This is a genomic window from Yoonia sp. R2331 (genome assembly GCF_041103235.1).
GTDB lineage: Bacteria > Pseudomonadota > Alphaproteobacteria > Rhodobacterales > Rhodobacteraceae > CANMYO01.
Genome location: NZ_JBGCUN010000004.1, coordinates 59,452 through 81,322 on the forward strand (window position 1 = coordinate 59,452; position 21,871 = coordinate 81,322).

Genomic DNA, 21,871 nt, shown 5'->3' on the forward strand with positions numbered 1-21,871 from the left:
TTTAGGCTCTTCTTATCCAGAGTAATAGGGTCGGCGTTGCGAAAGGTTGCCGCCAACGATGATCTCATTGATCAGCTTGGCCGTTGCCGCGTGCAATTTTCGCTCTGTTTCCGGTCCAAGTGCATTTTCGTGGGTGGCTGCTGCATCTCGGAGAATCCCCGCAATCTCGCCTTCCGGCAGCAGATTGCGATCTTGCAAGGCGAGTAGGAGGGCCTCACAAATCGACAAGGCTGCCATGCCTGCGGGATCTTGTAGGTCTGACATCGGGCATTCCACTTTCGTTTGTTCTATTCCGACGAGGTTGGGTCTTGATCGCCCTAAACTCACAAAGAGTTTGGTACTCTGCACTGATCGAAAGCAGTCTCAACGCCGAACTAATCCTGAAGCATGCGCCCGGTTCGGGAGGGACCGAAAATGAACATCAAAGCCAGTCCACTCACCCAAAAGCTTTCTGCGTTCGTTGCACTGTCGGAGACTGAGCTGACCGTTCTAGAGCGTTTGCATGAGCGTAGGAAATATTTCTCGGCAGGCCGCGACCTGGTTCACCAAGGCCAATCCGAGCAGGCTGCCTACATCCTGGCGGCGGGCTGGGTCGTTTCCTACAAGATCCAGCCTGACGGGTCGCGGCAGATTGTTGATTTCCAGATACCGGGGGATTTTCTGGGGCTGCGCAGCGTCCTTTTGCACACATCTGATCATGGGATTGAGCCAATCGTCGAGATCGAAGCTGCGGAAGTTCTGGTGAGCGATCTTCTGCGAGCCTTTGCAGAGACACCCCGGCTGGCCACAGCCATTCTCTGGGCCGTGTCGCGGGATGAGGCGATGGTGGTCGAACATCTGGTTGGGCTGGGTCGGCGCGACGCGGATGCGCGCATGGCGCATTTCCTGCTAGAGCTGGGCGTCAGACTGTCCCTCGTCGGTATGGGAAGCAGGCTGGGCTATCCCTGTCCGCTCACACAGTATCATCTGGGGGATGCGTTGGGGTTGAGCGCCATCCACGTCAACCGCGTCCTTCGTAAACTCCGCGAAAGCGGGCTCGTCACGTTTCAGGGCGGTCTTGTCACGTTCGATGACTACGAGGGGCTGGTTGCATTGGCGGATTTCGATCCGGCCTACCTCGATCAGTCGCGGCCTTTGTTGCCGTGAAACGACCGCCCTCAGTCAGGCTGGGGGCGGCCCTGTCGTCTTGTCACATGGAGGCCGACATCACATCAACGCGCGGCTTGCTTCCTTGAGTTCCTTGTGGGCCTCTTCGTCGTTTTCGGCTTCATGGGCCTTTTCGGCGGCTTGGTAGTGCTTCAAAGCTGTGGCTTTCTTGGAGCCTTCGGGGGCCTTGTCATAGGCGGCCTTGACGGACGCCATATGTTTCACAGTCTGGTTTTCCGCGGTTTGGTTTTCTTCATTCATGGAAATGTCCTTTCCTGGACGGTCCGAGAAAAAGAGGCGCAAAGAGCATAGAGTTATTGAGAATGCACTACATGTTTCCCGCGCCTCTGAGCTACTCGTAAAAAGCCACCATGACTTTCGGTGGACAGGGTCACCTATCCGGTTTCTCCGTGTCTTCGCACTGACGCAGGTTAGCCCGTCTGAGCCAGATAGTAGAACCATGCCAGAACCACGACCCCAACGAAGGCCAACAGTGTCCAAGAAACCGATAGTTTTGGAAAGGTGCCTGCTTCGAGCGATTTCGGAACGCGAGGCGGCGCACGCAACGGCAACAATGAAACCAGCTTTGCTGCTCTGCCCTCGCTAGCAAGCGCCAGCGCCGGAATGTCGGCAATCGCTTCAAAATGCGTTGTCAGCCGAACTTGCGCACCCTCCCGGCCCAGACGAGCAAGCTCACGCGCCTCAGTCCATGGCTCGAGGTTAAGGCGCGCAAGCGCAGACAAGACCGTAACGGCTGCACCGGTTCTGTCTTCACCCACTTGCGCGTAAAGGAAGGCATCGTAGTCGCTGCCATCGGGGTGGAGAACATCTGAGGCGGACATGGGTTTCCTTTCGGCGTGAGGATCATTCGATAACTCGCACGCAGGTTTCTGGAGCCGCGGAACGGCTTTTCCTCTCACTCTGACAGCAAAGACCCCGACGGGGGCTAACCTCGATCAGCATCGCACCACAACAGTTCAGATAGTGTTCCCGCAGCTGCCTTGCTGTGACAAGGCGTTCCTTTCGACGCTTGCCACATTGGCGACGGCGGAAAGTCCAGCATTCTAATCAATGGAGACCCGGGATGCTCACGCGTTCGACCAGATCAATGGTGACGTTTTCCAACGACTTCATGATTGGCGAGAGCCAGCGTGAGTTTCCGGCAGGAACGTACGAAATCCTTGTCGAGGAAGAGCTTCTACAAGGCCTCAGCTTCGAGGCTTACCGGCATACCGCGACATACTTGATGGTCCTGGGGCGAGGGAGCAATGCGGGTCAAACGACGATGCACATGACCACACAAGAGGAGCTCGAACATTCGATCACACGTGATCGGGCACTCTCCGAAACGAACAAACACAGCGAAGCGGCGCTTTCCCCGCAGGAGGACATGACATGACCACACCCGAATGGCTGAAACCCGGCATCTACGGCGCGCTCCTTGGCGCAGCGTTTGCTGGCATCGTTGGATTTTCCTGGGGCGGCTGGATGACCGGAGGCGGCGCGGAGGAGATGGCCAACAATATGGCGCAGGAGGAGGTGATCGCGGCGCTTGTGCCCGTCTGCCTCGATATGTCCCGCACCGACAATGAACGCATTGCAAAGCTGGCTACGATCCGCGAGGCATCGTCATTCCAGCGGCGCGACGCTGTTATGGAAGCCGGCTGGGCGACTATGCCCGGAACAGATGGCCCGAACCGCGATCTGGCACAGGCATGCATCGAAGGTCTCGACCTTGATGCATCGTAGTGACCTCAAATTCTCGCCCGTTTCGTCCAAGGGCGCCGTAGGCGTGCTTGCCACGGTGTCTTTCACGGAATTCCTTGCGCTCGCCTTTGTCGCATTCATCGCGATCGGATCGCCATCTTTCGCCCAATCACAATCGGCCCCGATGCCCGCGAACGCGCAGCCCAAAAGCTATGGCGAGGGATGGGAATGCGTTCGTGGGTACCGGCGTGACGACGATGCCTGCCTTGCCGTCATCGTTCCGGAGAACGCCTATGCCACCAACCGAACCTATGGCGCAGGCTGGGCATGTCTGCACGGGTTTCAGGAGGTCGATGGCGCGACTTGTCTAGAGGTCGTCGTGCCCGATGGCGGATTTCTCGACCCGTCGGGCCAAAGATGGAACTGCCTTCGTGGCTACATGAAGGTCGACGACATTTGCCTCGAAGTAGTTGTGCCGGACAATGCGTATCTGTCAGCCGACTCCTATGGCGCCGCTTGGCTTTGCAACCGTGGCTACCAGGTCGAAGGCGACACTTGTGTCGCAATCGCGGTTCCTGAGAACGCCTTTCTGAATGGTTCCGGATACGGGCAGCCATGGACATGTGAGCGAGGCTATTTCGAACGCGATGACACCTGTGAGGCTGTCGTCGTCCCGGAGAACGCCTATTTCGACGATGCGAGCTACGGCCCAGGCTGGAAGTGTAATCGTGGCTTTGCAGAGGCCAACGACGGGTGCAATGAGATCGACCTCCCCGAAAATGCGCATCTCAACCGATCGGGAAACGGTTGGGAGTGCCATAGGAATTTTCAGCGCTCGCGGGGGCGTTGCGTCCTGAACGACTAGCGCTCGCAATTAAGACCGAAACGCGGCTCACCCACCCGAACGCTTCATGTGATCGGACCCCGTTCAACCCGCCTGGCAAAGGAATAATCATGGAATCGGACAATGTAGAAAACTCGATGACACGGCTGTCAACGATGGGGCCGCAAGCCCCGCCTGACCTGTCCGCGTCCCGTCGATCTCACACCAGCAAAGTAGTAACGAAAGGGGTGCCCACAGCGATTGTCTATTGCGAGGGGAACTTCGGGCAGATCGACGGGAAAACCGCAAACGGGCTTGTCCGTCACAGCCAAGCCTACCGCATTCTTTCGGTCATGGACAGCAGACTTGAAGGGCGCGACAGCGGGCAAGTGCTGGACAATGTGAGTAACGGCATCCCCATCGTTGAAGATCTCGAGGCTGCGGTTACGCGTGAAGCAAGTATCCCAGACACGCTGATCTACGGGATGGCCCCCTCTACAGGGAAGATGTCGCCTACTGATCGAGAGATCGTGCTGGATGCCATCGCGCTCGGCATGAACATCGTCAGCGGTCTCCACGAATACCTTGGCGACGATCCCGAGATTTCAAACGCCGCTGATGCGGCCAACGTTACGATCCGAGATATTCGCAAACCCCGACCAAGCAAGGACATGCGTCTGTTTGACGGAAGCGTGTCCGAGGGGAAGGCAATCCGCATTGCCGTACTCGGAACGGATTGTGCAATTGGCAAGCGGACGACGGCGACCATTCTGGCCAGGGAACTGAACGCGCGTGGTATCAAGACCGTCCTCGTTGGCACCGGCCAGACGGGACTTATGCAGGGCGCAAAATACGGGATCGCCATGGACGCCGTGCCACCGCAGTTTTGCTGCGGGGAACTTGAACGTGTGATTGTCGCGGCGTCTGAGGGTGAAGACCCGGATGTCATCCTGATCGAAGGACAAGGCGCGCTCAGCCATCCGGCCTTTTGCACGTCGGCTTTCATTCTGCGCGGCAGCCAGCCGCATGCGGTCGTTCTTCAACATGCGCCGAAGCGTGCCCATCGATGCGACTTTCCCACCATGCCGATGCCCGAGCCGAAAAGCGAGATTGTCCTCATCGAAGCTTTTGCTGACACACGGGTGATTGGTATCACGCTCAATCACGAGGCGATGACGGACGGCGAGGTCGGTCATGCAATCAACAGCCTTTCACGCGATCTCGGCATTCCGGTGACGGACGCGCTGACCCGGCCGGAAGTGCACCTGAGCGACATGATCCTGACCGCCTTTCCACAGTTAAAGCCCGTGCCTCTCGTGGCTGCGGAATGACCTCGCCGCGAGTGGAAATTGATCTGGGCAAGATCCAGGCAAACGCGCGATGTCTCGTCCGTCGTCTTGGTGCCCGTGGGCTCTCGGTCACCGGTGTGACCAAGGCAGTGTGCGGGCATCCTGACGTAGCCGAGGCGATGCTGGACGGCGGCGTTGTCGGTCTGGCCGACGCACGCATCGAGAACGTCGTTCGGATGCGGATGGAAGGGATCAAATGCCCGATCTCTATGATCCGCGCTCCACTGGTGAGCGAGATGCAAGACGTCGTCCGGTGTTGTGACGCGAGCTACAACACAGAGATGGACACAATCCTGAAGCTTGGCGCAGCAGCGAAGCAACAAGGAACGTCGCACGGTGTCATCCTGATGGTCGAAATGGGAGATATGCGCGAAGGCATTTTGCCCGAGAACCTCAACGACTTCGCTACTCGGGTCAGCGCGACACCCGGTGTTGCGCTCAAAGGCATCGCTGCAAATTTTGCCTGCATGGGAAACGTGGTACCGACGGCCGGTGACATGGACATGCTCTCGCGACTGGCAACCCAGGTCGAAGGCGCTTGCGGACCATTTGTCGAGCTTGTTTCAGGAGGTGGCTCGGCGAATTTGCCATGGGCGCTTGGTGACGATTCATTCGGGCGAGTCAACAACCTTCGCTTGGGCGAGGCGATCCTGTTGGGCACCGACCCCGTAACAGGGCATCCGATCTCTGGCCTTCATACGGACGCCTTTGCCTTATTTGCCGAGGTGATCGAAACAAGGGACAAATCAAGCGCGATACCACCTGCGTCAATTGCTCCTGAGCTTGGAATACTCAAATTGGTTCGGAATGATGCCCCCCGAGCCCGAACGATCCTTGCTGTTGGGCAGCAGGACACCGACACAAGCGGGCTTACGTTTCCCTCAGGAATTACGTTCATCGGCGCAACCAGCGACCATACCGTTGTCGACACAGCCAATTCCGCCGTGTCCGTCGGGTCCGAGATGAAAATGGGGACGAATTACAGCGCCCTTATGCGGGCGATGAACGCCCCGGATGTCGCCAAGGTTGTTCATGGCAAGCAAAAGATGAACGGTCGTTCCAAAGACTGCGAGACCCAACCCTACCTGACGCTGGTATGACGCCCAGATGATCGCCTGCGGGAACGACGAAAGTCATATCTCGCAGACTTGTCCGAAACCGCGCCATAGTAATGGGGCCGGCCAATACACATATATAGATAAGCCGCATTCGAGAATTCGAGCCTGATCGGGGTCCGGAAATTCCAGCGGAAAACCCGAAAAGGATGAAGCGCATGTCTTTCAAAGACCTGACGACCAAGGCTGCTGCCATACTGAAAGCCAAACCTGCGGAGCCATCGAAAAAGGAACCGCAAATCAGGACGCCGGACACTGCTGCGAAACCTGGGGCTCCGGATCCGAAGAAAACCTGAAGCGGCTGGTTTTGCTCCACGTCGTGGAAAACTGCTAAATTGAAAGGATCAAACGCAATGGACGACCAAACAGACACGACCGTCGCGGTTTTTGACCGGCCATTCAAACTCCCGGGCTTCGACGAAACGCTTCCTGCCGGAGAGTACGATATCGAGACAGAACTCGCTTCACCGCCCGATCACAAGGATCCGGAGGCCTGGAAGGCCTCCGTCATGGTCCACCTGCATCCACGCCTGTCCCATCCGGGATTGACGCGGAGCCTGTCCGTGTCGCTGGCCGATCTCGACCATGCCCGCGCGAAAGACAAACTGTCCGGCAAGGACCTCTCGCAGGTCTTTCTCGAAGAAATGCTTGCCGATCCGATGGTGCAAATGGTCATGAAGTCCGACGGGGTGTCGGAGGCGCATTTGCGCCATCTCTACTCGGGATCGCGGATGGCACAGACTGACATGGATGACGCGGACGCTGAGACCGAAAACGCAACAGCGCAGGGGGCTTCGCGGGACGCTTCGGACATTCATGACGCCGAGACCGAAGGGATGCCGTGCCGACCGCGCACTTCATCCTTCTCCGTATGATGTCCGAAACACAATTTCAGGGATCAATTGAACGCGAGGAAATGATGCAAGCAAAAGTCGACGGCACCCTGATGGACTACCCCGGCCGCGCGCTCGGCGATGTGCCGAAGTTGCGGTTCTGCTTGTGTTGTAAGGTTTCCTTTTGGAGCGAAGGGTTCGGCCAGCGCATCTGTGCAAGGTGCAAAGGCGGGACAGCATGGCGCGCGGCAGTGCCCGAAGGCGTCAGCAAAGGTCGGTCTCGCTCAGGCGGTCGGTCCGCTTAGGTCCGCCGCATGCCGACAATCACGATCGCACACACGACCACCTATCGCTATCGCACCGCCGTGGTCCTTGGACCGCACAGGCTGATGTTGCGCCCTCGTGAAACGCGGGACATTACATTGACGGCTTTCGATCTTGAAATCACGCCGACGGCCCGACTCGACTGGTCCCACGATGTCGCCGGAAACGCCATCGTTATCGCCAATTTTGATGCCGCAACGGATACGCTTTCGATCCGGTCCCACACGACCGCCATCCTCACCGCGCCTGAGTGGCCAGTCTTCCCGATCGCGGCCGCTGCGACGTCCTACCCGTTCCTTTACTCCGCCGAAGACTGGACAGATCTCGGGGCCCTTTCTGCGCCACAATACCAAGACGACGCAGGGCGCTTGTCAAGCTGGGTCGAACAATTCGTGATGCGCAGGCCAACGGATACCCTGTCGCTCCTGAAGGACGTCAGCAATGGCATCACAGCGCAGATCACATATGAGATCCGCGAGAGCGAAGGCACGCAAGGACCACTCGAAACCCTCGACCGGGGCTGTGGCTCGTGTCGCGACTTTGCGGTCCTCTTTGCCGAGGCTATCCGAACGCTGGGATTCGGGGCTCGTCTGGTGTCCGGCTACCTCTACGACCCCAGTGATGATCAACACGGATCTGCTGGCTCGGGTTCTACGCATGCATGGGTCGAAGTCTTCGTTCCCGGGGCCGGTTGGATCCCGTTCGACCCAACGAACAGGTCAGTAGGGTCGACCAACCTGATCCCGGTGGCCGTTGCGCGGAACATATCACAAGTCGCTCCGGTAACCGGCAGCTTCCAGGGAGAAGGTACCAATCTGCTCTCGATGGAGGTGGTTGTGCGTGTTGAGGGTCAGTGATTGCGCCGGTAAGAACGGGACGTCCATTCGCCGACTATCATGCGGCGTTTGGACGGTTTGCCCGGGTGCTCCTTTTTGGCATGGCAAAAGACCGCTTCGGCGAATATGGCTGCAACGCGGCGAAACGTATGTCGCAGATGCGAGCGGTTTCTGCGTCAGCAAAAGCCGCACCTGCAAAAGGCGGGTTTGTCCCGCAATGTGTGAGTTCGACGAAGCTGGGAGTTCACGCTTGCAGCGAATGACCGCTAAGCGGGCTGCGACTGCAGCATGGGGATTGGGTGGCGAATGTCTCTTATGGGCCGTACTTTTCTGGGTATTCGTCAGCTACGCGCATATGCTGCGCGAGCCCCGACGGCAGCGAAGCGCCCGAACATGCCCCATACAGTTTGGTGCCGCACGCGTTTGCAGCGTAAAAACGCGGCATAAGTGAAACCACCATTGGTCAGGCGACGTGTGAGACGGCAATTGTGAGGTCCGCAAAATGGATTCTTGCTCCAACAGTGCCAATGCCGCTTCAAGGAGTGATTGCGGCAGTCCAGCCGGCGCCCACATCCGTGGCCCTAGATGCCTACGAGAAAACTAGCCCTACGATGTCTAACCTCTAATTCACGGCGACCAATTCATCGGATCAGCTTCAATAAGCTCACTCAGAAAACCGACCAATTGGTTGCTCTTGAGAGCATATGTGCCGCGCGCGTGCCTGCATGAGAGTTGCCATAATGGTTGAGGCCCGGAGACCAAATGGCAATGGATGCAACATCCGGCGCGATGATGAGGATGCCTCCACCAACCCCGCTTTTCCCGGGCAGACCGACACGAAATGCAAAATCTCCGGATCCATCATAGTGCCCGCATGTCATCATCAAGGCATTGATCCTTTTCGCATGTTGGCGCGAAATTACGTTTGGTGCGCCATTCAACCTAGCCAACGGTCGACCCGCCAAAGCGAGTTGTTCCGTCGTCATTTCAATTGCGCATTGGTGAAAATACGTCCCGAGGGTGAACTCCGGTTCATTGAAGAGATTTCCATGGGACTTCAGGTAATACGCGAGCGCCTGATTTCGCGATCCCGTTTTTTGCTCGGATGCCGCGACCAGATCATTTATATAGATGCCATCGGTCGCTGACATTTGCCTGATCAGCCCAAGTATTTCCGCGAGCGCCAATTTGGGCTCCCTTCCGGCAAGCAGCACGTCGGTTGTTACAATTGCGCCGGCATTGATAAAGGGATTGCGGGGACGCCCCTTTTCCCGCTCAAGCAATACAACTGAGTCAAATGAGGTTCCTGACGGCTCTCGGCCAACGCGGTTCCAAAGCTGATCACCGACCCGCCCAAGCGTCGCGACAAGGGCAAAGACCTTTGAAATGCTCTGAATGGAAAACGTTTTGGTGGCTGCGCCTGCGCTGTAGAGGTCTCCATCAGCCAGACAAACACTTATTGCAAATTGTTGAGGATCAATTGCACGAAGCTCGGGTATATATTGCGCGGTCTGCCCCCAATCATTCTGACGAAAGATTTCTGCTGATATGGACTCCAGAATAGTTTTCACAGGCGCCTTCCCTGCAGGACCATAGCATTAATGGCAAAGGAAATACATCGACTAGAGCGGTGCGCCTATCTCCTTAAGCGTCAAAGAAGGTCCTAAAACCAGCTCTTCTTTAGGTGCTCCCAGAAGGGCCCGGATGGAAGCAGGCCACCTGGCCCGCGTCGGAAACTGTCAGCTCCGGCCGGCTGGCACGGCATTTGCTTTCTGCACGCATGCAGCGTTCCGCAAAGGCACATCCCGACGGCGCGTCCAAGGGGGATGGCGGCTCTCCCAGTAGGGGGATGCGCGTCCCGGTGGCGCGTGGGTCGGCCTTAGGAGTGGCTGAAAACAGCGCCTGCGTGTAGGGATGTTGTGGATTGGAAAAGATAGCGTCGGACGGGCCGATCTCAACGGGCTGGCCGAAATACATGACCATGATTTGATCCGCGATATGTTCGACAACTGACAAGTCATGGCTGATGAAAACATAAGCAAGGTCAAACTCTTCCTGGATGTCCGATAGCATGTTCAACACTTGTGCCTGGACGGACAGATCAAGCGCCGAAACCGGTTCGTCCAGCACGATGACCTTTGGTTCGAGCATCAAGGCCCGAGCAACTGCAATGCGTTGACGTTGCCCGCCTGAAAACATGTGGGGAAAGCGATCCGCATGTTCGGGCCTGAGCCCCACCTTGGCAAGCATATCCAGAATCCGGGCGCGGCGCTGTTGCTTTGGCATCGACGTATTGAGCATCAACGGCTCATCAAGTGTGCTGGCAATTGTTTTGCGTGGGTTCAGCGAACCATAGGGGTTCTGAAACACCATTTGAACCTTGCTGCGGTGGTCTTTGGTTGCGCCCTTTGAGCCGATGTCGATCTGCTCGCCGTCCAGCGCAACAAATCCCGACGTGGCCCGCTCAACCAATGTCAAAACCCGGGCAAGCGTAGATTTTCCACAGCCGGATTCCCCCACAACAGCAAGCGTTTGGCCACGACCCAGCTGAAAGCTCACGCCGTTGAGCGCTTTGACCGGGCCATAATGACGAGAAACAGATTTTGCTTCGAGGACTATGTTATTCATGATGACACCGATGCATTGGAGGATAGTGGGAAAAGGCAACGCGTGGCGCTGGGATCGTCATTGGCGGGCTCGGGCTTGAGGGTTGTGCATTTGTCCCGTGCGTCAGCGCAGCGCGGTGAAAACAGGCATCCCGTTGGCCTGTCATGCTGGCCGGGAACGATCCCTGGAATTGTTGGCAATCGCCCCAACTCTGTTGACCGCTCAGGCAGGGCAGACAGCAGCGCCTTCGTGTAGGGGTGACGCGGGGCATCAAATAGGTCTTTGACCCCCTGCATTTCAACCCGCCATCCCGCATATTGCACAGCCACGCGATCTGCGACCTCGGCGACCACCCCCATATCATGGGTGATCAGGATCAACCCCATGTCGCGTTCCTGTTGGATCTCCTGCAAAAGTTCGAGGATCTGCGCCTGGATGGTTACGTCCAGTGCCGTCGTCGGTTCATCCGCGATCAACAGCTTGGGACTACAGGCCAGGGCCATCGCGATGATGATACGCTGGCTCATCCCGCCAGAAAGCTGATGGGGATAGGCATCAATCCGGGCTTTCGGGTCAGGAATGCCAACTTGCTCCAACAATTCGAGCGTGCGGTCCCGTCGCTCTTTGCGTGTCCCCCCGATATGTTGGCATAGGGCCTCGCCGATCTGTGCGCCCACCGTAAAGCAGGGATTCAGTGTCGACATTGGATCCTGAAAGATCATCGACATCTCGCCGCCATAAAGTTTGCGACGTTCCTTTAGGCTCATGGTCAACAAGTCATGCCCGCGGAAATCCATCTTGTCGGCGGTGACCGTTGCTGTCCATGGCAGCAAGTCCATGACTGCCATCATCGAGACAGATTTTCCCGACCCGGATTCACCAACAATTGCAAGGATTTCACCTTCGTCAATCGTGACGTCGATGCCTTCGACGGCTGTGAACTCACCAGAGGCTGTGGCGAAACGAACGGTCAGGTTCCTGACTTCCAGTAGATTTTGCATGAATATCAGTCCTCAGGTGCGTTTCAGTTTGGGGTCCAAAGCATCGCGTAGCCCATCACCGAACAGGTTGATCGCCAACACAGCGGTCAGGATCGCAATGCCCGGAAAGGTCACAACCCACCACGCCGACAGGATGAATTCACGCGCTTCGGCCAGCATGGCCCCCCATTCCGGTGTAGGGGGCTGTGCCCCCATCCCCAGAAACCCGAGAGCCGCTGCATCCAGAATGGCCGCCGAAAAGCTCAGCGTTGCCTGCACAATCAACGGCGCCATGCAATTGGGCAGAATGGCATTGAACATCAACCGGACATCAGAAGCCCCCGCCAGGCGGCTGGCGGTGACATATTCACTATCTGCCTGGTCAATGACACTTGCGCGGGTCAAACGCACGAAATGCGGCATATAGACGATCGCAATCGCAATCATCGCATTGATCAAAGACGGCCCCAGAATGGCCACCAGCCCAAGCGCCAAGAGCAAGCTGGGAAAGGCCAGAATGATATCCATCACACGCATGATGAGCGTTTCGATTTTGCCCCGGAAATACCCGGCAACCAATCCAAGCGAGACGCCAAAGGTAATCGCCAGGACAACAACAAAAACCCCAATAAACAAGGTGTAGCGCGTGCCATGGATCAGCCGGGACAGGATATCACGCCCAACGGCATCGGTTCCCAATATATACGGCCATTGCCCGCCCTCCTGCCAGACCGGAGGCATCAAAAGCGCATCCCTGTTCTGGACAGCGGGATCGAACGGCGAAACAAAATCGGCCAAAATGGCCAGCGCGAAAAGAAACACAACATATCTGAGCCCCCAAATCGCGCCGCGATTTTCACCGAGGTAGTGCCAGAACTCGGCCAAAGCGTGACGCAGGGTCCCCGGAGTTGGGCCCGACTGAGCGACAAGAGTGTCTTCTGTGGTGTTCATTTTTCTTAATCCTAGTGGCTGATCCGCGGATTCACGATTCCGTAGAGCAAATCCACAAGTAGGTTGATAACCATGACGATCGTCGCAATGAGCAACAGACCAGCCTGGACAGAGGGATAGTCACGGCGAGTGATTGAATCGATCATCCATTTCCCTATTCCAGGCCAGGCAAAGATCGTTTCTGTCAGAATTGCCCCGGCGAGCAAAACGCCAACTTGCAAGCCGATTACGGTCACGACGGTGATCAACGCGTTGCGCAAGGCGTGAACGAAAATGATACGCCCCCGCGACAACCCTTTTGCCTTGGCGGTTCGGATATAATCCTCACCCATGACCTCAAGCATCGCCGAACGGGTCTGGCGGGCGATAACAGCCATCGGAATGGTGCCCAGCACCACCGAAGGCAACACAAGATGCGCCAAAGCGGATTTGAACGCTCCGAAATCACCCGCCAGAAGCGTATCTATCAAAAGAAACCCGGTGACCGGTTCGATATAATAGATCAGATCGATACGACCAGATATTGGCGTCAGGCCTAGCCAGCTTGAAAAAACGATGATCAGCAACAATCCCCACCAGAAGATTGGCATGGAGTAGCCGATCAGGCTGATCCCCATCACGGTGTGATCAACCGCAGTTCCGCGTTTGATTGCCGAGAAAATGCCCGCCGGCAAACCGATCACCACCGCAAAAATGATCGCAAAAAAGGCCAATTCTACCGTTGCCGGAAACCGCGCCAAAAACTCGGCCATGACAGGGCCTTTGGAGATATAGGATGTCCCAAGATCCCCTTGGAAGATATTGGCCAGAAACTCAAAATACTGAATAAACAATGGCCGATCAAAACCGTATTGAGCGGCAAGCTCTGCGTATCGTTCTTCGCTGACACCCCGTTCACCGGCAATCAGCAGGATCGGATCGCCCGGCAGGAGCCGGACAAAAGCGAATGCCGCAATTGAAACCCCCAGAAATGTCGGAACAACGAGCATGAGTTTGTTGAGGAAGAACTTAAGCATCTAACCCCCTTCGGAATGTTGGGTTGACGACCGTCAAGGTCGTGTCACCGCGCACATACTTAGCTGGCGGTGGCACAGGGAGAGATCGAATTAGTTTACGATTTCGACGTGGGAAAAGTCGTGTTTTCCAAGCGGGCTGATGACATAACCCTGCACTTCGTTGCGCACCGGAAGGTAAACAATCGAGTGGCCGGTTGTGATCCAGGGCGCGTCTTCGTGGAAGATTTCTTGGGCACGGTGATACAATTCGACCCGCTGCGCATTATCGTCAGATGTCCGGGCTTGCTGGACCACCTCGTCGAATGCGTCGTTACACCAGAATGAGCGATTGTAACCGCCCACGCCATCACAGGTCAGCAGACCGGTCAGAAAGTTGTCCGGATCACCATTGTCCCCAGTCCAGCCCAGCAGAACGGCCCCCGCACGATCGGTTTCACCAGAGCGTTTCAGGTATTCACCCCATTCGTAGGACACGATTTCCGCCTCGACACCAACAGCAGACCAATCCGCTTGAATGAGCTCTGCCATGCGGCGCGCATTTGGATTGTAAGCCCGCTGGACAGGCATCGCCCAAATCGCGGTGCCCAGATCAAAAACGCCGACCTCTTCCAGGAGGCTGCGTGCGGCTTCGGGATCATATGGCCAGGGTTGGATGTCGTCATTATACCCCCAGATCGTCGGAGGAAGCGGATTCTTGGCGACTTCTCCGGCACCCTGGAAAACCGCATCGATGATGGCCTCCTTGTTTACAGCCATTGTCAACGCTTGCCGGACACGCGGATCATCAAAGGGTGGCTCATTTGTGTTAAAGGCAAGGTAGCCAACGTTGAAACCTTCTTGCTCTAGCAAATTGATCTCATCGGACGCACGCATGCCTTCAACATCCGAAATGTTGGGGTAAGCCATCACTTGGCATTCACCCGCAAGAAGTTTCTGATAGCGCACCGATGCATCGGGCGTGATAGCAAATATCAGATTGTCGACCGCAGGACGCTCGCCCCAAAAATCATCGTTGGCGCGAAACCGAACAACAGCGTCCTGTTGATAGTTCAAAAACACAAACGGACCGGTGCCGATCGGCGCGGTGTTGATCGCATCGATGTTGTCCTGAGCCAAAAGATGGTCGGCATATTCAGCGGACAAGATCGATGCGAAATCCATCCCTAGGTTTGCAAGAAACGGAATTTCGCGACGGGTCAGATTAAAGCGCACAGTGAGGTCGTCGATCTTCTCCATGCTTTCGATCAACCCGCCCATATCCATGCTGGAGAAATATTCAAAGGTTGATCCCCCGACCGCGTGGAACGGATGCACATCGTCCATCTGGTGCTGGAAGGTAAAAATCACATCATCGGCATTCATGTCGCGCGTTGGCGTAAAACCGCGATTGCTATGAAATTTTACACCCGGCCGAAGATGAAAGGTGACACTCAACCCATCCTCAGAGATGTCCCAACTCTCTGCAAGACCCGGGGCCAATTCCGTCGTTCCCGACTTGAATTCAACCAATCTGTTATACAAAGGGACAGAAGATGCGTCAAAAGTCGTGCCGCTTGTATACAACGCCGGCGCGAAACCCTCTGGGCTGCCTTCCGAGCAATAGATCAGATTGCTTGCCGCAGATGCGGAGGTGCCGAATGTAAGTGCCGCCGCAATCAGACCGGTTACTGTCCAAATTTTTTTCATGATGTCCCCGATTGTTTGTCGTTTAGCTTTGAGCGTGGGCCCGCTCCGCAAGGAGGGATTGGCCATCGCCTGGGAACTTTGTTAACCTGAGAGCTCTGATCGGATGTAATGCGAAAAACACATGCCCCATGAGGGCGGGGTTGAAACATGACCTTTAGACAACTCGAATTGTTCTTGCTGATCGTAAGACTGGGCACCATTTCAGCGGCCGCAAAATCCTTGGGGGTCACGCAATCTGGCGCAAGCCGTCTCTTGTCAGAGCTTGAAAAAAACACCGGATTTGATCTGTTTTTTCGCTCGGCTGCCGGGATCGAACTTACCGAACAGGGGCGTGCGTTTCATGCTCAGGTTGAACGGCAATTTTCAGGCATGGATTCGTTGAAAGAAGCCGTCAGATCAATCAGAGAAGGCCTGAACCAGAGACTTCGGATTGCATGTCTTCCGACCTTGGCCACTGCAATTTTACCCGGGGCGATCACGCGGTTCCACGACAAGCGCCCGGAAATGGGTATAGAGATCGAAACGACCAGCTATAGCTCGGCGCTCGATCTCTTGGCGAAGCGGCGTGTGGATATTGCCTTCACTTTCCTCATGCCGGAACTGAACGGGACCGCAGTCGAAATGATTGCAGACGCAGCCTACGTCTTTGCTCTGAACGAAAACCATCCCTTGACTTCAAAAACAGAAATTTCCTCTCAGGACTTGTATGGCTTGGATATTGCTGGCCTTTTGCCAAATGCAATTATGGATCAAAACGCTGATGGGGACACGACGCAGCGTGCGAAACTGGAAGAGAATGCAAACATAAAAATTTGGTGTCACACGTCAGCGACCCGATATGCGATGGTCGCCGCTGGCAAGATCGCGACGATCGCTGAACCGTTTTCGGCTCCGCTGTTTCGTTCCGCCGGAGTGAAGACGCTCCCACTCAAGCCCCGTATTTCGCTCAAATACGGAGTAGCGACACCATCAGATCAATGGTTCTCACCTGAGATTTCCGATTTTCGGAACGCTCTTCGCGAAGAGGTGCATGCATTTTCCGATCAAGAAGGGCTCGACTTCGTTTTCCGCCCCTGATTGTACTCATGCCAGATAAGAGCGGACAAATCAGCGGCTCGCACCAGTGAAACGGCTTTTTTCACAAGGCTGCATGAATTGAATAGTGCGAATGGTATTCGCTGGTCACCAATTCGAAAACCTTACGCCCATGACGAAGTACATATAGATTGGGAGTGCTAAAGCAGGGATGCTGTCTGTGCGTTATTAAACAAAAGCCGCGTGGAAAAATTGTTGTTCGGACCAACCCTTTGGAGTCAGCAGGCAACGGCTACTTGTGCACCGCGATCTCACCACAGCGCGAAATCTACCGCTGGTGCACATTATTGCTGCGACAGCAAAAACGTGAAGCCCAATGTTAGCTTCGTCCCGCAATCTGTGAGTTCGAGCGGTTCAGTACTTTTGCAATGCAGCGAATGGCCGGTTCGACGGGCCGCACTGCAGCGATACGAGCTATCGACCAATGTCAGGTTTGGGCCGTCCTCAGCGCCGCTTTACGGACCTTGTTATAGGATGCCGCGGTTGTCCTGATGGCCGCGGCAAGCCGAAAGCGCAAAATGCTGCATATTGCAGCGCAGGTAGGAAGCCGAAGAAAGCCTTGTTTGGCATGGGTCAGGACCGTCAGTCCTGCAAGTGGTCGTAGCTGATGTCTACCGCGCCCGTAGCACGCATTTCTGACATTCGCCGCAACAGCATTTTCGGGATGGTTTGAAGCGCTTCTCTGAACAGGCACTGCAAAACCTGAAACCCCATGGCGGGCCGCTCACTTGCCAAAACGACCCAAAGCCAAATATGGAACAGAAAGCCACTGCATGAGCTATGGACACCGCGAAAGGATCAACGCATCCAAAGCCGTGCCCGGCAAAACGGTTAGGCCTGACAGGGAAAAATTCACCTGAACAGGGGATGGAACCGTTGATGCCAACCCCCTATCCCATTCCTGAGCATGTTGTTCAATGGTAGGTGTGGCGAAACGTCGGGCGCACCATCTGGCTCAGTAGAAGGATGGGGGCGCGGGCTTTTTGGAAACACAAGCGCGATCGTTGCTGTGTTGGATTTCATTCCTGATGCTCGGAGCCTCATAACGGTCAAAAGGAGTGGACCAGTGAAAAGAGTTATTGCTGCAATTGCGGGATTGCTGACCGTGGCATCCGGTGCGTTTGCCGCACCGATCACTTACGATCTAAATATTACATTCCCAGCCAGTACATACTACTGTGTTGGATGCGGCGGCTCCGAGAGTCCGCCACAAACGCCAGGCGGAACTGTCAACGGAACTGTCACCTTTGATTCCTCACTGTCAGGCGCAGATCGTCTGGTCAGTTTCGATTTTTCGACTTTTCTACCCCAACAAGATCCCTTGTCGTCCTATGCTCCTGCACAGGAATTCAACTTCGATTACAAATCTTCCGATGCTGACGTAAGCGTAGCCGCAGTTGGTGACACCTTTACGTTTCACGATGTGACCCAACTTTTTGACCCCGCTCCAAGCAATCCGCCGGTCAATTTCAAATATGGTTGGAACGCGTTTTTTCGCCTGACCCTTGACGGACCGCTTGGCGGCTCAACCCTTGACGCAACTCTTAGCGAGACCGTGCACTACCAATCAAACGCCGGATTTGACCTGTTTAGCTATCGGTGGATTCCGCGCAATGATCGTCGGGCGCGAAACGGTGACATAGCAGTGACGCTTACAAGCGCAAACGTTTCGGCAGTGCCGCTACCAGCTGCGGGCTTTCTTATGATAGGCGCACTGGGTGGCCTTAGCCTCATCCGTTCTCGGAAGAAAGCATAACTCAAAACTGTAAATCTCTTGCCCAATGCTGGTCTTATTCTGGTCCGGGCAAGCCCTGTGAATGATCTAATGTGGGCGCTTGGGTCCGTAAGGATCCGGCGCTCTGTTTTTCGGAAAGTAGGACTTTGTCGCCGTTGATTGCACCCGGCCTATTCGTCGGAGCGGACGACCGTTTGCTGCATGGGCTGCGTAATCTAATGGTCTTCTTGATTTCTTGTCGCAAATCCCAGTCGGGTGGCGTGCCAAGCAGCTTCAGCGCGGGAGGAAATTCCCAGCTTGCGATATATCGACTTGATGTGCGATGCGATGGTGTTTTCGCTAATCCCCAGGTCCTGTGCAGCCTCTGAATTTCTCAAGCCTCTGCCAATCAATGCCAACACGTCTTTCTCCTTCGGTGTGAGGTTCTCATCCTCCTGAACAGAAGGGCCCGTCCTTTGGAAGTGTTCCATAATGCGCCGGGCTATCGAAGGCGAAAGGGCCGGGATCCCTGCAGCAAGCTGTTTTAGTTGATTGATGATCTGATCCGCGGGCTGTTCCTTCAGAATATATCCATGGGCGCCGGCCGAAAGGGCCGCGACGACGTGGCTGTCTTCACCCAGTACGGTCGTGATGACGCATTGTGCTTCGGGCTGTTTTCGACGCAAGACCTTGAGCACATCAAGTCCGGTGCCGTCTGGTAAGCCAAGGTCTATCAGGGCAAGATCGTAGCTCTGCAATTCGATTTGTCGTAACCCTGATGCGACATTTGGTACACCTTCAATCTTGCTGCCCGGGAAGGCTTTCAACGAGACCTCTTCGAGCCAGCGGCGCGTTTCTGAAATGTCTTCGACGACCAGGATCCTATCCATGAGCCGCACCTTCCAGACGTATGGGGAATCGTGCCAGGACACGCGTTCCCCGCTCCATTCGAAGAATATCAAACTGGCCCGAAAGGCTTGATATTCGCGACTTCATATTTGTCAGCCCATTTCCCGATTTGACCGCATCCTGTTCGAATCCAATGCCGTCATCTTCAATCTCCGTCACAACCTGATCACCTTGAAGCGAAAAGGATATGCTAAACTGGCTTGCCCGCGAATGTGTGATCACATTGCTCACGGCTTCACGGATAAGAGAACGAAGAGAGTAGGTTTGCAGAGGTTCCAGTGGCAACTTCAGACTCCTATCCAAATTCCAGTTGAGCTTGATTCCGACGTTGTTCAGCCGCTCTGCTGTTTCGGCCCTCAGGTCCGCGAGAGCATCCTCGGCAGAATGGCCATAGGCCGAGATATTGTTGATAACATCACGAAGATCACCGAGCGTTTCGCGAAGAATTTCATCCTTGTTTCGCGTGGACTCATTGTGCAGGGCGCGCAGAAGTTGCGCGCCAATATTATCGTGCAAGTCTCTTGATATCCGCGCACGTTCCTCTGTTGCGCCCTTTTGGTATGCGTGGTGGCGTTCCAAAGCGTGAGACAAGAAAGCAAAAAGCTCGCGCGCCAGCTTTTGATCTTTGGGCGAGAAAAGCCTGCGACCGGAATGCGCAAAGTCCGCTCTGATCGCAGGCAAAGTCTGCAGCGCAGGGAACACCAGCGTCTTGCCTTCTTCAGTGATTTTCGGCGCATGTTCTTCTATTGTCTTGTCTACCTGCAAATTCAGCGGACGAAATGTGTTCTTGAGCAAACCGAGCCACGCCGTTTCCTGTACTTTGGCTTCAGATGTAAGCGCAATATCGACAACTTCGCGAAACAGGATCTCGCGATCGACTTCCCATCTCCAATCAAGTTTACGGGCGAAGTAGTCGCGTGTCGGCAAGTAGGCGAGCGCGATCAAAAGTAGCGAGACAGAAAATGCAGGTGCGCGCTCGAAGGACACAAACACGACGAGAGCGGCGTCGATCAGCAAAAGCAGAAGCACGCCACTGAAGTAAAACAGGATCGAGAAAGCCCAACTTCCAAGTTCAAACAATCGATAGCGCGCGACTCCGATTGCAACACCGATGAATAGCAATAGAAACAGGACGAAGGCATAGCCTTGCGAAATCTCTGGCGTGATGCCCATAACCTGGGGGGCAATGACCACACCTACGAACATACCGGCGCCAATCGCGACAGAAAGCGCGAAGCAGGCCAAAGCGGCCTTGGCGACCGGGTCGTCCTTGGCACGCCTGTATTGAATGGTGGCCACGGCAAAGAAGGCCGCCAGCATCAAGAGGCCAGGCAGGTGGAAACCCGTCGGCGGACCTTCAAAAATGATCTGCGCTGTGTCGGCAACCCACCAAGAACCGATAACTAAGGGGATCGCCCAAACCGCGTAGAGCGGCGCGATACGGTAAGGATAGACAAAAAATACCATCAGCGTGCAAACGCCAAATGTCTGTGCGCCCAGATGATCAACCGCCGACAACCAACGAAACAAACTGCCATTCATCGCGAGTTCTCGGGTGCTGTATATCGCTGCCGGAAACACCATTACCAAGATTCCAAAACCGGCAACGAACAAAAGGCGGGCACTGAATTCGTCGCGTTTCAAACTCCAAACCCAACTGCCTATGAACGCGCTCGCAAAGCCAGTCACGATCTGAATCCAGAATACAGTGGGTAAGCTCGAAACGGGTCGGGTTGTTCTTGGCACTAAGGCTTGGGTCCCAGCCTCCCCTTCCAATACCAAATTGACGGTGCCGGAATTTAACGCTTCAAACAGTTTTTGCTGTTTGACCATGAAGGCTTTGTAGTCTTCGTAGGTTTGAAACTGATCAGGCTCTTCAATCAAGTCAGACGGCACAAGTTCGATACCGTTGATTGCGATAAGGGAAGTGGCTGTACTGACTTCCGCAGCAGGGCCGTTCGCATCAACTTTTTCGACCCAGACCAAGCTTTGCTCTGGTATCGGGGCGAGTTTGATGCCCATCCAAGGCTGATTGATAGCAACGAGCAATGCCGCCATTGCCGCTAAGGCGCATACGATTGTTGCGGATGCCAAGACTAAAGCGGGTGATGAATTTGGAGTCACGCAGTCGAGTCCCTAAAGTCAGCTCTATCTATCAGTATATGTAATTCGTTCATTAGCCTGAAATATGCTCACGCGCAGGTCGTTCGCACATCCCCTGAACAAGGGATTGTCAAACTGTTTAAGGTCTGTCTGTCGGGGTTTCGCGGTGTCGCCTTTGGTGCAAACTTTCTGAGAGTTTCTGCAACGTAAAAATCTCGAGTCGGAAGCACTCGGACTCCGCAAAACACTTGCACGCAAAAATTGGCCAGCTGGCGCTCAAGAATATATTTTTGGAACGAGCACCAGACAGGGCCGATCTTCCGTCAAGCGCAAAGAGACGACGGATCGCAATCATGATCCCAGCCTTTCACGTCAAGCCTTGCATCTCGCAATAAGCGAGGTCGGTCTTGAAGGCACTCTGCCTCCCACCAGTGAGGATCACTTAGAATTGATACGTCGTGTCGCCGCCGGTAACGATTGTTTGTGATCCAGTTCAAATTCCATCGGCCATGGGCGCCGCCGCAGTGAATTCACACTTTGTCCGAGGCTGTGAGTTCGACCACTGCCCGATTTTGCGCTCGCCGCGAAAGTCCGGTTTGGTGAAGCTTCATTGCAGCGTAGGCCTATCCGATAGATGGCCGCAATGGGCCGTACTCTAGCGCGATCTTGGCTTGGCA

General features: G+C 55.3%; 22 protein-coding genes. 11 read left to right on the top strand and 11 right to left on the bottom strand.

The annotated features are described in order from the left end of the window. Window positions 1–12: 12 nt before the first annotated feature. Window positions 13–264 carry a hypothetical protein gene (locus tag AB3Y40_RS19885; RefSeq protein WP_369440636.1) on the bottom strand — a complete coding sequence of 84 codons (252 nt, stop codon included), beginning with the start codon at window positions 262–264 and terminating at the stop codon, window positions 13–15. A gap of 150 nt (window positions 265–414) precedes the next feature. Between AB3Y40_RS19885 and AB3Y40_RS19890 the strand changes: the two genes are divergently transcribed. Continuing rightward, window positions 415–1,146: a Crp/Fnr family transcriptional regulator gene (locus AB3Y40_RS19890; RefSeq protein WP_369440637.1), complete on the top strand. Its 732-nt coding sequence runs from the start codon at window positions 415–417 to the stop codon at window positions 1,144–1,146. 60 nt (window positions 1,147–1,206) lie between these two features. Here the strand turns inward: AB3Y40_RS19890 and AB3Y40_RS19895 are convergent, their stop codons facing one another. Then, on the bottom strand, window positions 1,207–1,407 hold the full coding sequence (locus AB3Y40_RS19895) for a hypothetical protein (protein ID WP_224825431.1): 201 nt from the start codon (window positions 1,405–1,407) through the stop codon (window positions 1,207–1,209). 170 nt (window positions 1,408–1,577) lie between these two features. After that, the gene (locus tag AB3Y40_RS19900) at window positions 1,578–1,988 is read right to left on the bottom strand and encodes a hypothetical protein (RefSeq protein ID WP_369440638.1); all 411 of its coding nucleotides are present in this window, start codon (window positions 1,986–1,988) and stop codon (window positions 1,578–1,580) included. A gap of 242 nt (window positions 1,989–2,230) precedes the next feature. On the opposite strand from AB3Y40_RS19900, the gene AB3Y40_RS19905 reads away from it, so the two are divergent. From AB3Y40_RS19905 to AB3Y40_RS19940, 8 genes are all read left to right on the top strand, one after another. Continuing rightward, window positions 2,231–2,545, top strand: a complete 315-nt coding sequence (locus AB3Y40_RS19905; protein ID WP_369440639.1) for a hypothetical protein — start codon at window positions 2,231–2,233, stop codon at window positions 2,543–2,545. Further along, window positions 2,542–2,895 (top strand): hypothetical protein, encoded by a 354-nt coding sequence (locus tag AB3Y40_RS19910; RefSeq protein WP_369440640.1) that lies wholly within the window; start codon window positions 2,542–2,544, stop codon window positions 2,893–2,895. Before AB3Y40_RS19905 ends, AB3Y40_RS19910 begins: the two co-directional genes overlap by 4 nt. Continuing rightward, entirely contained in the window at window positions 2,885–3,718 is an 834-nt protein-coding gene (locus AB3Y40_RS19915) for a hypothetical protein (protein WP_369440641.1), read from the top strand. Before AB3Y40_RS19910 ends, AB3Y40_RS19915 begins: the two co-directional genes overlap by 11 nt. Window positions 3,719–3,807: 89 nt before the next feature. Continuing rightward, window positions 3,808–5,007, top strand: a complete 1,200-nt coding sequence (locus tag AB3Y40_RS19920; protein ID WP_369440642.1) for a DUF1611 domain-containing protein — start codon at window positions 3,808–3,810, stop codon at window positions 5,005–5,007. After that, window positions 5,004–6,125 (top strand): alanine/ornithine racemase family PLP-dependent enzyme, encoded by a 1,122-nt coding sequence (locus tag AB3Y40_RS19925; RefSeq protein WP_369440643.1) that lies wholly within the window; start codon window positions 5,004–5,006, stop codon window positions 6,123–6,125. Before AB3Y40_RS19920 ends, AB3Y40_RS19925 begins: the two co-directional genes overlap by 4 nt. A gap of 173 nt (window positions 6,126–6,298) precedes the next feature. Continuing rightward, window positions 6,299–6,436, top strand: coding sequence for a hypothetical protein (locus tag AB3Y40_RS19930; protein WP_299048673.1), 138 nt, complete (start codon window positions 6,299–6,301; stop codon window positions 6,434–6,436). Window positions 6,437–6,493: 57 nt separating this feature from the next. Continuing rightward, window positions 6,494–7,015 (top strand): hypothetical protein, encoded by a 522-nt coding sequence (locus tag AB3Y40_RS19935; protein WP_369440644.1) that lies wholly within the window; start codon window positions 6,494–6,496, stop codon window positions 7,013–7,015. Window positions 7,016–7,287: 272 nt separating this feature from the next. Then, on the top strand, window positions 7,288–8,154 hold the full coding sequence (locus tag AB3Y40_RS19940) for a transglutaminase family protein (protein ID WP_369440645.1): 867 nt from the start codon (window positions 7,288–7,290) through the stop codon (window positions 8,152–8,154). Window positions 8,155–8,801: 647 nt separating this feature from the next. Here AB3Y40_RS19940 and AB3Y40_RS19945 read toward each other — a convergent pair. From AB3Y40_RS19945 to AB3Y40_RS19970, 6 genes are all read right to left on the bottom strand, one after another. Then, a complete protein-coding gene (locus AB3Y40_RS19945) occupies window positions 8,802–9,704 on the bottom strand; it encodes a glutaminase (protein ID WP_369440646.1) in 903 nt (300 codons plus the stop codon). Between the two features lie 109 nt (window positions 9,705–9,813). Further along, window positions 9,814–10,761 carry an ABC transporter ATP-binding protein gene (locus tag AB3Y40_RS19950; protein ID WP_369440647.1) on the bottom strand — a complete coding sequence of 316 codons (948 nt, stop codon included), beginning with the start codon at window positions 10,759–10,761 and terminating at the stop codon, window positions 9,814–9,816. Then, window positions 10,758–11,741 (bottom strand): ABC transporter ATP-binding protein, encoded by a 984-nt coding sequence (locus tag AB3Y40_RS19955; protein WP_369440648.1) that lies wholly within the window; start codon window positions 11,739–11,741, stop codon window positions 10,758–10,760. Before AB3Y40_RS19955 ends, AB3Y40_RS19950 begins: the two co-directional genes overlap by 4 nt. A gap of 12 nt (window positions 11,742–11,753) precedes the next feature. Next, complete coding sequence (locus AB3Y40_RS19960; protein ID WP_369440649.1) at window positions 11,754–12,671, bottom strand: ABC transporter permease subunit; 918 nt, start codon at window positions 12,669–12,671, stop codon at window positions 11,754–11,756. Window positions 12,672–12,682: 11 nt separating this feature from the next. After that, the gene (locus AB3Y40_RS19965; protein WP_369440650.1) at window positions 12,683–13,687 is read right to left on the bottom strand and encodes an ABC transporter permease subunit; all 1,005 of its coding nucleotides are present in this window, start codon (window positions 13,685–13,687) and stop codon (window positions 12,683–12,685) included. Between the two features lie 90 nt (window positions 13,688–13,777). Continuing rightward, window positions 13,778–15,373, bottom strand: a complete 1,596-nt coding sequence (locus AB3Y40_RS19970; RefSeq protein ID WP_369440690.1) for an ABC transporter substrate-binding protein — start codon at window positions 15,371–15,373, stop codon at window positions 13,778–13,780. A 147-nt stretch (window positions 15,374–15,520) separates the two neighbouring features. Between AB3Y40_RS19970 and AB3Y40_RS19975 the strand changes: the two genes are divergently transcribed. Together AB3Y40_RS19975 and AB3Y40_RS19980 are read left to right on the top strand one after the other, a co-directional pair. Next, complete coding sequence (locus tag AB3Y40_RS19975) at window positions 15,521–16,450, top strand: LysR family transcriptional regulator (protein WP_369440651.1); 930 nt, start codon at window positions 15,521–15,523, stop codon at window positions 16,448–16,450. A gap of 1,084 nt (window positions 16,451–17,534) precedes the next feature. Then, window positions 17,535–18,224, top strand: coding sequence for a VPLPA-CTERM sorting domain-containing protein (locus AB3Y40_RS19980; protein ID WP_369440652.1), 690 nt, complete (start codon window positions 17,535–17,537; stop codon window positions 18,222–18,224). 194 nt (window positions 18,225–18,418) lie between these two features. Here the strand turns inward: AB3Y40_RS19980 and AB3Y40_RS19985 are convergent, their stop codons facing one another. Both AB3Y40_RS19985 and AB3Y40_RS19990 read right to left on the bottom strand, forming a co-directional pair. Beyond that, entirely contained in the window at window positions 18,419–19,072 is a 654-nt protein-coding gene (locus AB3Y40_RS19985) for a response regulator (protein ID WP_369440653.1), read from the bottom strand. Continuing rightward, window positions 19,065–21,149 (bottom strand): sensor histidine kinase, encoded by a 2,085-nt coding sequence (locus AB3Y40_RS19990; RefSeq protein ID WP_369440654.1) that lies wholly within the window; start codon window positions 21,147–21,149, stop codon window positions 19,065–19,067. Before AB3Y40_RS19990 ends, AB3Y40_RS19985 begins: the two co-directional genes overlap by 8 nt. Window positions 21,150–21,871: the final 722 nt, after the last annotated feature.